Source organism: Anabaena sp. CCY 9910 (assembly GCF_963920875.1).
GTDB classification, from domain to species: domain Bacteria; phylum Cyanobacteriota; class Cyanobacteriia; order Cyanobacteriales; family Nostocaceae; genus Trichormus; species Trichormus variabilis.
Map to the genome: position 1 here is coordinate 1 of NZ_CAWUDJ010000055.1, position 13938 is coordinate 13938.

General features: G+C 37.5%; 11 protein-coding genes. 3 read left to right on the forward strand and 8 right to left on the reverse strand.

The genetic code is table 11. From position 1 onward, the window contains the following. Positions 1-65 precede the first annotated feature (65 nt). Entirely contained in the window at positions 66-689 is a 624-nt protein-coding gene (locus tag ACM5QX_RS26130) for a thermonuclease family protein (RefSeq protein WP_414756183.1), read from the reverse strand. Between the two features lie 292 nt (positions 690-981). On the opposite strand from ACM5QX_RS26130, the gene ACM5QX_RS26135 reads away from it, so the two are divergent. Continuing rightward, positions 982-2445: a hypothetical protein gene (locus ACM5QX_RS26135; protein ID WP_414756184.1), complete on the forward strand. Its 1464-nt coding sequence runs from the start codon at positions 982-984 to the stop codon at positions 2443-2445. A 415-nt stretch (positions 2446-2860) separates the two neighbouring features. On the opposite strand, the gene ACM5QX_RS26140 is transcribed toward ACM5QX_RS26135, so the two are convergent. Further along, positions 2861-3907 carry an alpha/beta hydrolase family protein gene (locus ACM5QX_RS26140; protein WP_414756185.1) on the reverse strand — a complete coding sequence of 349 codons (1047 nt, stop codon included), beginning with the start codon at positions 3905-3907 and terminating at the stop codon, positions 2861-2863. A gap of 340 nt (positions 3908-4247) precedes the next feature. Continuing rightward, positions 4248-5159, reverse strand: coding sequence for a class I SAM-dependent methyltransferase (locus ACM5QX_RS26145; RefSeq protein ID WP_414756186.1), 912 nt, complete (start codon positions 5157-5159; stop codon positions 4248-4250). A 549-nt stretch (positions 5160-5708) separates the two neighbouring features. Here ACM5QX_RS26145 and ACM5QX_RS26150 point away from each other — a divergent pair. Then, positions 5709-6464: a hypothetical protein gene (locus ACM5QX_RS26150; protein WP_414756187.1), complete on the forward strand. Its 756-nt coding sequence runs from the start codon at positions 5709-5711 to the stop codon at positions 6462-6464. Between the two features lie 484 nt (positions 6465-6948). Here the strand turns inward: ACM5QX_RS26150 and ACM5QX_RS26155 are convergent, their stop codons facing one another. From ACM5QX_RS26155 to ACM5QX_RS26170, 4 genes are all read right to left on the reverse strand, one after another. Further along, positions 6949-7632 carry a thermonuclease family protein gene (locus ACM5QX_RS26155; RefSeq protein WP_414756188.1) on the reverse strand — a complete coding sequence of 228 codons (684 nt, stop codon included), beginning with the start codon at positions 7630-7632 and terminating at the stop codon, positions 6949-6951. A gap of 181 nt (positions 7633-7813) precedes the next feature. Further along, a complete protein-coding gene (locus tag ACM5QX_RS26160) occupies positions 7814-8992 on the reverse strand; it encodes a glutathionylspermidine synthase family protein (protein WP_414756189.1) in 1179 nt (392 codons plus the stop codon). Next, positions 8989-10119, reverse strand: a complete 1131-nt coding sequence (locus ACM5QX_RS26165) for a hypothetical protein (protein ID WP_414756190.1) — start codon at positions 10117-10119, stop codon at positions 8989-8991. Before ACM5QX_RS26165 ends, ACM5QX_RS26160 begins: the two co-directional genes overlap by 4 nt. Before the next feature lie 231 nt (positions 10120-10350). Further along, complete coding sequence (locus ACM5QX_RS26170) at positions 10351-10707, reverse strand: hypothetical protein (protein ID WP_414756191.1); 357 nt, start codon at positions 10705-10707, stop codon at positions 10351-10353. Between the two features lie 203 nt (positions 10708-10910). On the opposite strand from ACM5QX_RS26170, the gene ACM5QX_RS26175 reads away from it, so the two are divergent. After that, positions 10911-11858 carry a 5'-nucleotidase, lipoprotein e(P4) family gene (locus tag ACM5QX_RS26175; protein WP_414756192.1) on the forward strand — a complete coding sequence of 316 codons (948 nt, stop codon included), beginning with the start codon at positions 10911-10913 and terminating at the stop codon, positions 11856-11858. A gap of 66 nt (positions 11859-11924) precedes the next feature. Here the strand turns inward: ACM5QX_RS26175 and ACM5QX_RS26180 are convergent, their stop codons facing one another. Continuing rightward, the gene (locus tag ACM5QX_RS26180; RefSeq protein ID WP_414756193.1) at positions 11925-13937 is read right to left on the reverse strand and encodes a protein kinase domain-containing protein; all 2013 of its coding nucleotides are present in this window, start codon (positions 13935-13937) and stop codon (positions 11925-11927) included. Position 13938 lies beyond the last annotated feature (1 nt).

The window sequence follows — 13938 nt, forward strand, 5'->3', positions numbered from 1 at the left end:
ACTTGTGGCTTATTTTATGGTTCACAAGTTGGCTCATTTAATGATTCAAGTCACAGTAGGGGATATCACGACAATCCAAGTCTGCTGCATTGGGCGGAATGCAAAAATCTGGGTAAGAGCGATGGCGTAACCGCCCAGCTTCGCTGATCGCATGATTGCACTTGAGTCTGAGTAGTCGCAGACTGAGTATTTTTCTTCCCTCGTCGGAAATCCCAAGGCATCACGGGCTGTGATTGATTCCAAAAGCCTAACTTCTGTTGTTTGGCATTAGCCTCTGCTTGCAGAAATTGGTCTTTGGTGTTGGCGCATCCTTTGAGATACTGCCGATAAACCACAGCTTCTCCTTCTTGCACCATTGTCAGGTTCACCGAGCGATTGTTGACAAATATCTCAGCTACGAGCTTTTTGTATCTATCGCGCTCTATTTGCCGAACTTGCACAGTCTGATCCACTGGTAGCAATTGTACAAGGCTAGTTCTAGACTTCTGATCCCAAGGATTTTGTTTCATTTCTGGCGCGTCAATGCAAAGTAGACGAATGGTAATTGGCTGCCCTTGTTGATTGCGGACTCGTAGCGTATCTCCATCACCTACGCTTACTACTGTCGTACTGGGTAAGTTGCTTTGGGCTACAGCAGCTATTCCAGAGAGTAGCAGTAGAAATGCTGTAAGAATAGCTGTTTTGTTCATTTATCTGTATATAATTGTCTATCTATAGTATTAATAATAACTTTTATCTATGTATCAGCCTGTGATTTAGACCAGCGCTGAAAACTTAAAATACTCGCCACAATAGATAAAAATCTCACGAATTTATTTTTGAATCTGCATAACTCCGTCCTTAGCTTCTGATATCTCTATAAACATAAAATATATTTGCTTTGTATGCTGACTTTCACTCAAGTTAGACAAGGGCTAGAGGATATAGCTTCGTCAATTACCTGCAAATATGATATTTACTAATTTCTCAGGAGCTTGTATCATGACTCAAAAATTTGTCAAAACTTTTCTGGGGTCAAAAGAAACTGCTAAAGCGATCGCACAACGCACTCAAAGGTCTGTACCCGCATATAAGTCTTTTTTACAAAAAAATAATCTTACAGGGGAACCCCAATTTGAAGATTTGCCTTATTTAGATAAAAATTCATATATACTAGCTTATCCATTTTCCGAGCTATTAGCAGACGACAGTGAAGAAGCTTTTGAAATATTTCGGTCTTCTGGTTCTTCTGGTAATCCTTTTTATTGGCTAGGAATGAAGTCTGTCAGTCAGTCTTATCCTGCGGTCATGAAGACGTTTCTGGAATCTACATTTGCTATTCACCAAAAAAAAACGCTAGCAATCGTTGGTTTGAGCCTTAGCAGTTGGATGGGAGGAGAGCATTTATCTTGGGTGTTAAAAAATGTAGCGCTTAACACACCTTATCCTTTTGTGGTATTTTCGCCAGGGAAACAGTTAGAAGAGATTGTCCAAATGATCTCTCATATGGATTCCTTTGTAGAACAGATCATTGTGTTTATTGTACCATCAGCGATCGCTCATTTTCATCTGCAAGCTAAACAGTTAAATCAATCTTTACCTTGGGAAAAAATCAAGTATGTAGTTACGGGTGAACCGTTTCCTGAAAGCTTGCGAACTTCTCTCCAAAATAACGCCGAAGTAGAAGAAGCAACACCATTCATGTTTTCTATTTACGGTAGTTGTGATACAGGTAGTCTAGGGGTAGAATCTCTGGCAACAGTGACCCTGAGAAAATTACTTTATCGCCACCCCAATCTGGCTAATTCTTTGGGCATGAAAACACCAGTTCCGCACTTTTTTCATTTTATAGATAGAAACGCTTTTATAGAGACTGTAGATGGAAATCTTTGTATAACTCGTTGGCAAGGTATTCCATTAGTACGCTATATCCTCTTTGATCAAGTTGCTTTATATGGTTGGAAAGAATTAAAACAAGCTGTTCTTTCTTCTCAATTGCTGAACCTTCAAGATGAATCTCTAGTTAATATTCTGGCAAATACCAACGATGAATATCCCGATTTGATAGCTGTTACTGGTCGCTCTGACAAATGTTTGATTATTCAAGGGACTAATTTTACAGAATATATGCTGGATGCAGCAGTCAAATCTCCAGAACTTGGTCGTTACTTAACAGGTATGTACCATGCTCAGATTAGTCACAAAGAAGATAAACACTTTTTACAATTCGATTTAGAAACTCATCAAGATGTTAACGTCGATGAGACAACAAATATTTCTATTTATTATCATCTGGTGCAGATACTAGGACAAGTCCAGCCAGAATTTTTAGAGGATTGGAAAAGTGTTTATAGCCACTGGGATAACGATCCTCAAAATCGGATTTTGCAACTGAATTTTATTTCTTATCCAGGCATATCTCATCTGATGGAAAAGAATATCAAATATAGAAGTATTACTAATTGATGCTCTTAACAAGCACATTTTACCGATATTTACTAAAGCTTTACTATATAAGGGTTGTAAAATGTGCTTGTTTCATCTTTTGCAAGAGCGTGTGATCGCCTCCGTGGGAGGCTCACATCTTGTACCAAGAAAAATTGAAGCAAATTTATTACTCAGTAAAAAAGCGAAAACTTAGATTTAGCGATAAAAGCCTATAAGAGTAAGGTATTTTTATCGCGCATCTTTTTACTTTATCTGGGGTTATATGTAGAGATGCAAGATTTGGCACTCCCCGAATTTCTAATTCGGGGATTTTTGCTTCACGGGGATTCCAATGAATTTACCCACCCTGCGGGAACGCTACGCGAACACCAAGCATCGTAAATCCGCATCGATAGTAATCGCTCTTTTCGTAAAATTTTTGCTAATCAGGATTTTACTGTTGCTTCTTCCAACTTTTCGCCCACGGAAAAATAGTGAATGCAACTATACTCAGTAAACCCAAAACTGGATTTGTTTCTGGTACAGTTTGTGTTTGAATAGTTACAGTAACATTTTGATCAAGTGCATCACCTGAACTATTGATATATTCCAAAGCATCCTGATCATTAAGTGCATAACCTCGCAAGAAAAGCGCACTCCAACGGGCTACAATTTCAATTGATTTATCCTGAGATAAAGTTGGATTATTTGAATCTAATCTAGCACCAACAGGATTATTAACATTGGTAATACCATAATGGTTAACTCCATTAATAGTAATTAGTACTTTAGGAGGCTCTTGAACTAAATTGTAACTTTCTTGCGCTAGTTCTATAGGTATTAATCCATCTAAATTTCCGTGTAATAAAGCTATAGGAATCCCTTGATTTTCAATGGGAATAAATTGACCTGTTCCTACATTTATACTTGTGCCGAAAAATGCTGCTGCTCGTAATTCTTGAGGAATTTGAAATTGTCCTTCACATACTGGGTAAATACAGGAATTATCTATCGCAGTTAGACCAACTGAACCGCCAAAAGAATGACCCAATAATACTAAATTATTTGTATCAATAGTACCTGTGAGCGGTGAATTGGGATTTGAGTTCTCCGCCACTATAAAATTTAAAACATCATTAATTTGTGATGCCTCTGGTAACAGTCCAGTAAATCCAAAAGCTGGTAGAGTACGAATTCTTCTCGGAACAACTACTGTAAATCCATAACTCGCTACAATGCTAGCATATTGAGAATATTGTAATGTCTCAACACGAGAGCCAGGCAAAAATAAGGCAATAGGATACTTTTGTTGGCTAATAGTAGAATTAGCAACATGAGGAAAGTAGATGTCTGCTGAATCCCCATTAGTTGTAACAATTGTTTGATAATTATTTACTGTTGGAAATAAAGGAGATGGACTAAAACCACCTGCCAATGCTGCTTCTCCATTTGGTATATATAATAATGTACTTCCTGCTAGTAGTAAAAAGTATTTATTCATAACTCAAAAAATAAATTAAAATTTTAGTGATTTTACTTAAAAAATTCACTCTAGTCAAGTATTAATAATGTAAGATTGTTAGTCTAGTTTTACTCAATTAATTAGTATTGAATTACTCACCCCTACTTCGTTGAAGTAGGGGAATTTTTCATTAGCATCTAAGGTAATTTGTGCAGTTGGGGCATCGACTGTTGGGTTAGGTGATGTCAGACAGACTATACCTGCAATCACTGTTTGAGCCTAGAATCCCCCGAATTTAGCGTTCACTCAAGCGTCTCATAGAGAAGCCGATTCGAGGGAGTATGTCAAGAATCATCTGTAAAAAAGGTAGTATTTATTTTCAATTTGCGTTCTTGCCGCTATTTACGACATCTTCAGGCTTGATAAACTTTAACGTCATGCGATCGCTCTCACCAATGGCAATAAAACGTTGCCGATCCTTTTCCCCTTGCCTCAAGGTTGGAGGTAATGCCCAAACACCACCAGGATAATCTTTAGTATCTTGAGGGTTGGCATTAATTTCTGACTTGCCTACCAATTTGAAACCTGCTTTCTCCACCGCCGCAATTACGCCATCTTCTGACATATAGCCAGTTTTTATACTCTCTTGGAGCGAAATACTTGGTTTGGCACGATGTTCTTCCACTCCTAGAATACCTCCTGCCTTAAGTGCTTTATACGCTGCTGCGTAAACCTGCTCGGCATAGCCTGCACTTACCCAGTTATGAATATTGCGGAAAGTAACAACCATATCTACAGAGTTATCTGGAGCTAAAGTTAGTTCCTGTGGCGGATTAATCAGGGCAACTTTCACCTTGCCAAAAACTTCTTTGTTAGCTTCTAACTTCTGCTGAAAAGCTGTAGCTAACTTTTGCTGGAAAACTACTGTTGGTATTTTACTGTCGTTTGGGGCGAAGTTCGTCACGATTAGTTGTCCTTTGACTGCCAGATATGGAGCTAATATCTCGGTATACCAACCACTTCCCGGCCATAATTCAACTACTGTCATGTCGGGTTGTAAACCAAAGAATGACAAAGTTTGTGCTGGGTGACGATACTTGTCTCTTTGCCGATTTTCCTCAGAGCGATGAGAGCTTGACAGTATGCTTTGGAGTGTTGTTGTGCCATCCAAATTGGCAGGCTTTCTGCTTTGGTTTGCTAGAACATTCGGGACGAAGGCAGATGACAATACTAATAAAGCTAGAGTTAGAGCTTTGAACAACCCAAGGCGGTACATATGCTTTTTCATCATATTTTTCTCCTTCGGGCTTTAGCATAAGGCGAATTTGAGCCAAAATGCTGAGAAGTTTCTTTAAGCCAGGTTTAACCTTGGTACGGCTAAGATTGTGCTTCCTGCTAACTAACCCAGTAATATGAATCTATTGCAGAACGCTAGAATTATCATTTCGGCAGCCGGCTTCATCAGCACTGTTAGTTGGCTCATGCACTTGAATTTCCTGTATTTTTGAGTTCCTTCGCTAATCCTCAATAATTACACTAATTAAATTAGGATGGTACGCTTGAAAAAATGAAACCTTGCCTGAGTAGAGTATTAAATATTGGATGTAGTGTTCATAAGCATTCACGCCCACAAAATTAAACATAAGTTACTAATTCTTCATTCCCGACACCAACACCCGCACCCGCTCATCCTCATAAATATTTGGTTTGGCGTTAACTTGCGTACCACTCACTTTAAAATATTTAATCATTGTGTAGCTCCTTTTCCCTGACGATCAACAATAAGCTTGGCCGCTTACAGTAATTTGATAACTTTATTCAGGGAATAGGAAGGAAGTTTGTGAGATTAGCCACCAATAAATATCTACCTGTGATTGCTACAAAACTAGCGATTATAGCTTCAATAGCCTTTTTACAGTTACCAGCTAAAGCAGTTACATTGGTAACTGAGCGTGCATCACTGAAGGCTAATGACCAAATTGATTGGTTGAGCTTGGGTAAAGTCTTTAACCCCTTTGCTCCCAACCGGGCAGATTTTCTGTCTAATTCATTTAGGGCTACATCTGGTGGTGGGTTAGGACTTAGAGTAAACATTCCATTTGTTGCGGGTGTTACTCCTCCATTTGTGTTTCAAACCGCTTTCCCACCTCAAGGTATTCCCACAAATTTTGCCAACGGCGATTTAATTTTGTTGACTGGTTTACAGCCAGGTACGTTTCCCGCTCTTGGCAACCCAGGCCCTTTGAGTATTACCTTTGAACAACCTGTTTTTGGTGCAGGAACTCAGGTATCTGTTGACGATACTTCAGAATTTACCTTATTCATTTCCGCTTTTGATCAAACAAATAAATTACTAGATACTTTTTCAATACAAGGTACTTCCTCATTAGCACTGGATAATTCAGCACAATTTATTGGCGTTCGTAGCAACATAGCCAATATCTCACGACTCGTTTTTAACAGTTCTGAACCGAACCGTGCTTTTGGGATTAATAGGGTAAGTATTGTTGCTGCCGTTCCTGAACCATTTTATACCTTAGCTATATTAGTTTTTGGCGTTTCCGGTATTATTCTCAAACAAAAGCAACACTCCTGAAAATTATTACTCATCTCAAAATTTTCATAATAACAAGGCACGTACCTGTTATACCAATTCGCAATTCGCAATTAAAAAACTTAGATGCAGCAAGGTTTTCAAGGTTTACATCTGTATCAGATTTTTCGTGAACTGGTATTAGTAGGAGTTTCAGAAGATTGATTGTAATGGAAGTGCGATCGCTTTACTCCATATTCCACTATTCCTTGAGTTGCATTTGAACTTTAGCTTAATTCTTACAGTAGAAGAATAAGTAAATTGAAAATGCCTATACTGCAATTACCAAGCAATAAATTGATAAGCTTCTAGTCAAAACCTACTAGGAGCTTTTTCATTTCTCTCAAGCGGAATATTTCACCATAAATAGTCATAGTTCCTTCTTAAGGTGATTAATAATTATTTCTGTTGGGAGATTGGATGTTTATGGTTAAACTGTTAAGTTTATTAGTGTCAATAAAAACTTTTTATTAATTAAACCATTAATTTATCTCTCGCAACCAATCCCATCCCTATCCCTGTCAAACCCATGCGGATCTGGCTGATTCACCCTAAATCTGCGGTAAGGAACATCACGGCAATCTAAATCTGACAAGTTCGGCGGAATGCAAAAATCCGGGTAAGAAGGGTCGCACTGTTGTTGCTGCGATCGCGTAGTGTTAGGCTGAATATTCTTTTTCCCTCGCCGGAAATCCCAAGGCATCATCGGCTGCGATTGGTTCCAAAAGCCCACCTTCTGTTGTTTGGCAATAGCCTCAGCTTGCAGAAATTGGTCTTTGGTACTGTCACATCCTTTGAGATACTGGCGATAAACAACAGCTTGCCCTTCTTGCACCATTGTCAGGTTCACTGAGCGGTTGCTTACAAATACCTCAGCTACGAGCCTTTTGTATCTATCGCGCTCTATTTGCCGAACTTGCACAGTCTGACCCACTGGTAGCAATTGTACAAGGCGAGTTCTGGACTGTTGGCCCCAAGGATTCTGTTTCATTTCCGGCGCATCAATGCAGCCAAGGCGAATGGTTCCGCTTTGCCCCTGCTGATTGCGGACTCGGAGTGTATCTCCATCACCAACGCTTACCACTGTCATACTCGGTAAGCTGGGCTGTGCTACAGTCGGTATTCCAGAGAGCAGCAGTAGAAATGCTGTAATGATGGCTGCTTTATTCATTTGTTTATGTATAATGAGCTAAGTTTTTGTATCGAGCGTAACTTACACCTGTATCTCAGGCTGTGATTTGGATCAGTAGCTGGGGTATGCTTGAATTATTTTTGTGGTTAGTAACTTTTCCTTGATCTTCGAGAGGAAACTTTTACAGATCAAGATTGCTGTTTATGGAATGTAAATATCATTAATACCCTATTGGTAAAAATTTAGAAGTATTAGTAATTAAATCTTTTCCTATTCTTGCTCCAACTCCTTCGGGTATTCCATTGATGAGAAAACAGGATAATTGTAAAGTGTAAGTATCCTCTTCCATTTTTATTAAAGGCATATCTACATACTGCTGATATACTTTATACAAATGGCTGTAATCAGGAGAGGGGTTATTTATTAGAGATATTTCTGACTTAAAGATTTCTACTTCTTTACCTTCACGTCCCCAGGTTGGCTTTGAAACAAAAGGATAACTAATGTGGGAATCTTCCATAAAAGTAGGAAGAAAATGACTATAACCATTTTGACTATTTTTCAGAGAATTATCTAATTCTAGTTCTGTAATCAAAGCCATCAAAGCTTTATTCTGAATGATAAACGAACTTAAAGGATTGATTAAAGCTACTTTTTTATCATAAACCAAGGGTTCCAAGTAATCCCAAAGGCTCACACCCAAATTAGGATCTTTATCCTCTACCATCCATTCTGTAGGATATAAGCGATAAATAATATCCACTTTTCTATCTATATCGTCATAAACATATTGCTCATCCATTGTAATTTTTTCTATAGGGCAATAGGCAGATTTGTATTGGCACAAAGACCGTAAATATTCTACAGTGCCGATATCTTCATCGGCTTGAGATAAGGCAGAAAAAATAATATGACAATCTTGAGGAGACTTATTAAGATATTCTGCTGCTAACTCAATGTATTTATTTAACTGCTCTTGTAGTATTAGTTCGCTTTTCTGATTAGGGTCTGTCTTACCAAAATGATTGGCAACTATCCCATTTATTTTGAATGTCTCTGCAATAAATGTAGCCACTTCTGCATTACATTCTAGTAAGTAAACTTTATCATTATTTATAGCAAAATCACATCTAGCAATAAAAGGAGGCTGTATACTCGATTTAATTAGACGTAATGTCTCAGCAGGATAATCAAAATTTAGTAGTGTATCAGTATCTAAAGACCTCATTATATTTGCTGCTTGAAGTAAGATTGGCCAAACGTTAGCAGCAGCTTGTTTAACTTTTTCGATTATTTGTGGGGAAACTGTTAGCACATCATAGCAGGCATATCCATCGGCATCATACCAACTAAAGATGTCTTTATATTGTTCGTAAAACTGTTTTCTCGTAAGATTCATGAGCTAGAGCCTCCAGAACGGAAACTACCAAAACCACTTACTCTAGTCCCTGGACTACTACGATAGTGTTCGCTAACACGGGTTCCGTCTCTACGGGTGTAAGAACCAACATAAACCGATCGGCTTCTAAATCCGCTATAACTTGAAGGATAACTATAAGGTTCATCATCACTACTAGAATAATTAGATGATGCTACTTCAGATTCTTCTGTAGTAGATTCTTGATTATCATTGTCTGCTAATATTTCATTACTGGGTGTAGTAATATTTAATGCAATACTATCTGTACAAGAACTTTCAAAGCTTAAATTATCTTTTTTACACTTCTCTATTTGGTCTATTGCATCACTAATATTACGGTAGTTTTTGCGATATTCAACAATTTGCGATTCTGCTTTTGTAGCTGCAATACTTCCAGGAGATAAGTTAGATAATAAACTAATGGCTAATTGCCATTGCAATTTAGCATTAATCAAGTCTGGTAAAGTATAAGGCGAATTAGCCGTCAGTTGTGCCGCTTTTTGTGCTATTTCAATGGCTGATTTTAAATTTTGGAAAGATTTTTCTTCTTCTGCAATAACTTTAGCAACATCAGAATAGTTACGTTGGCAAGCAGCTAAACCTTTTTTTACTACATCGGAAACATTAGTATTAGCAGGAATCTGGTTCAACAAATTAATAGCTTTTTCCCATTTATCTTTTGCTTCTTGCCAAGACTCTGAACGGTAATATTGACCTTTAACAACTGCTGCCGCTTCTTGATCTAATTTTAGAGCTTCTGCCAAATTTGCTGATGCTGATTCCTCTATTTTCAATTTTGACTCTAATTCAATTGAAAAAAGGCGTAATTGAGCTAGTTTCTTTTCTGCTTCTTGATAGGGTAGTCCTGGTAAGTTAGGAATTTTTTCTAAAGTAGCAATTATTTGTTTAACTTTAGCATCATTAATCCTCAAAGCATCCAAATCTAAGCTATTAATATTGCTTGTTGTTACTAAATTCTGGGCTTGAGCTAACGCTTCCTGCTGTCCTGAATATCCCTGTGCAATAGCACCTATTTTACTTATACCTACCCAACCTAAAAATGAAGCGATCGCAATGAATAACCAAGTTTTTATCCGCTTGTTCATTATCTATAACTTTGTTTGTCCAAAATTGTTCTAGGTTAAATAACATCCAAAAATCGCTCATCTAGCATGATGGCTCTACACTTTGCATTAGGCAATGAGGTAAAGCTTCTACAATAGGCGATTACTCGAACTTTATTTAAGTATTATTTATGTATCTAGTGTAACTAGCATTTATCCCTCAGCCTGTGATCTAGATCAGTGGCGAATAATATAGATAAGTAAAATATGCAACTAATCCTTGTCTTTAATCTCTAACTGATAAATCCTCATCGACGGGTGTTCATTCATCATCCGCCAGTAATAATACTCGGTAGGCAGAGGCGACACCCTAGCATCACAACAATACAGAAACACTGGTTCATCCCGACGCATTGCTTTCTTAACCATTTGCTCCAAGCTGGGTTTTAGTTCATCGCCGTTATACCAGATGATATGCGACTTGCCGAAATACCCCACATTGAGCAAACTTGCAAACAGCCATTCCATTATCGACTGAATCTGCTGTTGCTCAAGCCCACTACTGGTTTGCCCATAACTTTCAATCGTCGTTTGCGCTGGTTTGGGTTTGAGGAAATTCAATAACTTCATAGCGATCACAAATTTAACTACTTCTATAATTCCCATTTAATAAGGAGCAATGAACTGTAAGTTGCGATCGCCAAAGCGTGGACAGAACGGCATCGTCCAGCTAATTAAATAGAGTGACATTTCTGCTCAGTGTGCTATAAGTGTACAGTTCAATTCGCTAACGGCAGATATCCGCTCAACTAACTCAAGGATCACAAAATAAAATGTATCATCGATATTTGAAGCTGATTGCATTTCCTACATTACTCACCTCAAGTTTGCTTCTTGTAGGACTCAAGCAAGATACCGCAGAGATAACTAACATACAGCTAAATGAACAGTCCGTACTGGCTATTAACTGGGTACAGCAGTCGGGAGAGTATCAAGCACTGACTTACCAAGCATTTAACATCGCCAAAATTGTCTTTGACCAAGCCAAAGCCAAAAGGGTAAAGCAACCAGCAGTGATTGTTGATATTGATGAAACAGTTCTTGACAATAGTGCTTACCAAGGTGGTCTAATTGGGACTAATAGCGGTTTTGAAACATCAACCTGGAATAAATGGGTTGCAGCCGCCAAAGCTAAGGCTATCCCTGGTGCAGTTAAGTTTGTAAATTACGTTAATAGCAATGGTGGTACAGTCTTCTTTATCTCTAACCGAGACAGAAGCAGCCAAAAGGTTAGCAAAAATAATGACTTAGAGATAGCAACCATCAATAATTTGAAATCAGTCGGGTTCAAAGGTGTCAATCCTAAAACCGTATTACTCAAAGGTGAGTTTACCAAAATCATTGATGGCAAAGAGAACACTTCAAAGCAATGGCGGCGGGAAGCTATAGAAACTGCTAAAGCTGACGGCAAAAAATATACTGTAATTGCTTTAATCGGTGACAATCTCAACGATTTTGATGAGAAGGTTGGTGTCACTAATCAGGAACGGCGTAAATCTGTAGAAAAATACTCAAACTATTATGGAATTTTTGACTCTATTCCTAATAATAAAACTATAGAGCCTGCTTACATTGCATTGCCGAATCCTATGTATGGTAACTGGGAAACTGGAATGTATAATCCTCAAGCTTTCAAAAAGCAAAGCCCCTTTGAACTGAGTCCATCCGAAAAGGCTCAACAGCGCAAGGATTCGTTAGTTCGCTGGCTATCTGGCAAATAATATATAAAATTTTTGTTTTCTGTTACCGATATCCTTGAGTTTTCAAACTTTCTTCAAGAAAATTATTCAATCAATTTGAAGTTGTTCGGGTCTCTCTATTTGAAGCTCTAATGTATTATTTTGCTTCAAAGGTTGAACTCCGACAACTTTTACTACTTTGCCCACTAAGCCATAAGGTGGTGGAGCGTTGGCAACTTGGTTTAGCAAATTAGGAGCTATAACTAAAGAGTAGGCTTGATTTTCTTGAGTAAATAAAGTAAAAATTAATTTACCATCTTCACTCTTGTACTGCTTGATTTGCCCAGTAATTAGAGAGTTATTTTGAGAATCAGAATAAACTTTAGCAGGCTCAGTTGTTGATGATCTAGATATTAGCTGTACTAGATGTATTAATATAGGTGAAAAGACAATTAATGAAAAACAAACAACACTTAATAATAAACCTTTAGGTAGCGATGTCCACTTTTTTCGTACCGTTAATGCTCTAATAACTTCTGTTGCTGTTTGATAACGGTCTTGACATCGAAAAGCAATCATTTTATCAAGAATCTTAGCTAAATTATCGCTAACATTACAATATCTTCTCCAATCCCAAGTATTATTATTTGTGTCAAAAAGGACATCATCACCTCTACTACCTGGAAATACACCTGTTAGTAGTCTAATTGCAGTTACACCTAATGCGTAGATGTCACTACACTGATAAACTTGACCTCGCAACTGTTCTATAGGTGTATAACCTGATGTAATAACCACTGTACCCGTGTAATTATTTGCACTAGATTCTAAGCTTATATTTTTAGAAACTCCGAAATCAATTAAAACAAAAGTACCATCTTCCCTTTTAATAATATTTTCCGGTTTAATATCCCTATGTATCACTCCTTTTTCATGAATAAATTGTATTATTTCCAACATTTTTTTCAGAAAATTTTTAACTTCTTCTTCTGAAAATTGCTTGTTTTCTAATATTTCCTGGCGTAAATTATTACCATCAATAAATTCCTGTATTAAATAGTAATATTGGTTCTCTTGAAAAAAAGCTAATAGATTAGGTATATTAGGATGTTTTCCTAATTTATTTAACTGCCTTGCCTCTCTTTCAAACAATTCTAAAAATTCTTTTCTTTTATTTGTTCCTGGTTGATTTGGAAATAATTGCTTAATTACACAACGTTCATCTAACTTGTTTATATCAACAGCTTCAAAAGTACGCCCAAATCCACCTTCACCTAAAAAACGAATAGGCACATATCTACCATTTAAAACTAGAGATGAGCCGCACTTAATACAAAAACTAGTATCAGAAAGATTCTCATGCCCACAATTAGGATTTAAACATAACCTAAATGTTTTATTAGCTGCGGATGTTTTAATATTTTCTAAATTTAACTTAGTAGCTGCTTGAGACATTAGAATCTGGGTTTTTTGAAAGCTACCAAGTGATTTATTTTGAGACAATATTTGTATTTGCTCTAATTGTTGCTTTATTCGTTCAGCATTAAGTTTTTCTTGTTCGGCTTCATGTTGGGCTAATTGCCTGAGTTCTGCCTCTTGAAGCAATTTAGCTTCTGCAAGTTCAGCAGCAGCACGATTGTTTTGGGCTTCTTGGCGAAGTGCTTCTAATTGTTTTTTTAAAGCTTCTGTTTCTTCAAGTGGATCTGGGGGAGGAATAAATGCCCCCGCATTAAAATCTATGTCATTCCCGAAAGTTTGGTGAAACCAAATGGCTAAATTCCAAGAAATTTGAAGAGTATCTAATGCAGTTTGATGATCACCTTGATCTGCATGAATTGCTTGATTTCCATTCCTACGAATTTGTTCAAAAAGCCGATAAACATCATTAGGAATACAGCCATCTTGCTTTAAGCGTCTGAGTAAGCGGTACTGGTCTTCATCATTTTTTACATAAATTCCTAATTTTGCCGCTACTAACTGAGCAAGTAGTTCTCCAAAACGTCGCAGTTTCGTTAGACAAGCAAGAGGATCATCTTTGAAATATCTCTCGGCTGATGTAGCGAGTTCAACCAAGTAAACTTCGTGGGTTACAAGAAAATTAAAATTAGGCGAGTAAATCATA

Coding starts and splice junctions, on each gene's coding strand:
- ACM5QX_RS26130 (WP_414756183.1), bottom strand. CDS start 689: ATGAACAAAACAGCTATTCTTACAGCATTTCTACTGCTACTCTCTGGA.
- ACM5QX_RS26135 (WP_414756184.1), top strand. CDS start 982: ATGACTCAAAAATTTGTCAAAACTTTTCTGGGGTCAAAAGAAACTGCT.
- ACM5QX_RS26140 (WP_414756185.1), bottom strand. CDS start 3,907: ATGAATAAATACTTTTTACTACTAGCAGGAAGTACATTATTATATATA.
- ACM5QX_RS26145 (WP_414756186.1), bottom strand. CDS start 5,159: ATGATGAAAAAGCATATGTACCGCCTTGGGTTGTTCAAAGCTCTAACT.
- ACM5QX_RS26155 (WP_414756188.1), bottom strand. CDS start 7,632: ATGAATAAAGCAGCCATCATTACAGCATTTCTACTGCTGCTCTCTGGA.
- ACM5QX_RS26160 (WP_414756189.1), bottom strand. CDS start 8,992: ATGAATCTTACGAGAAAACAGTTTTACGAACAATATAAAGACATCTTT.
- ACM5QX_RS26165 (WP_414756190.1), bottom strand. CDS start 10,119: ATGAACAAGCGGATAAAAACTTGGTTATTCATTGCGATCGCTTCATTT.
- ACM5QX_RS26170 (WP_414756191.1), bottom strand. CDS start 10,707: ATGAAGTTATTGAATTTCCTCAAACCCAAACCAGCGCAAACGACGATT.
- ACM5QX_RS26175 (WP_414756192.1), top strand. CDS start 10,911: ATGTATCATCGATATTTGAAGCTGATTGCATTTCCTACATTACTCACC.
- ACM5QX_RS26180 (WP_414756193.1), bottom strand. CDS start 13,937: ATGATTTACTCGCCTAATTTTAATTTTCTTGTAACCCACGAAGTTTAC.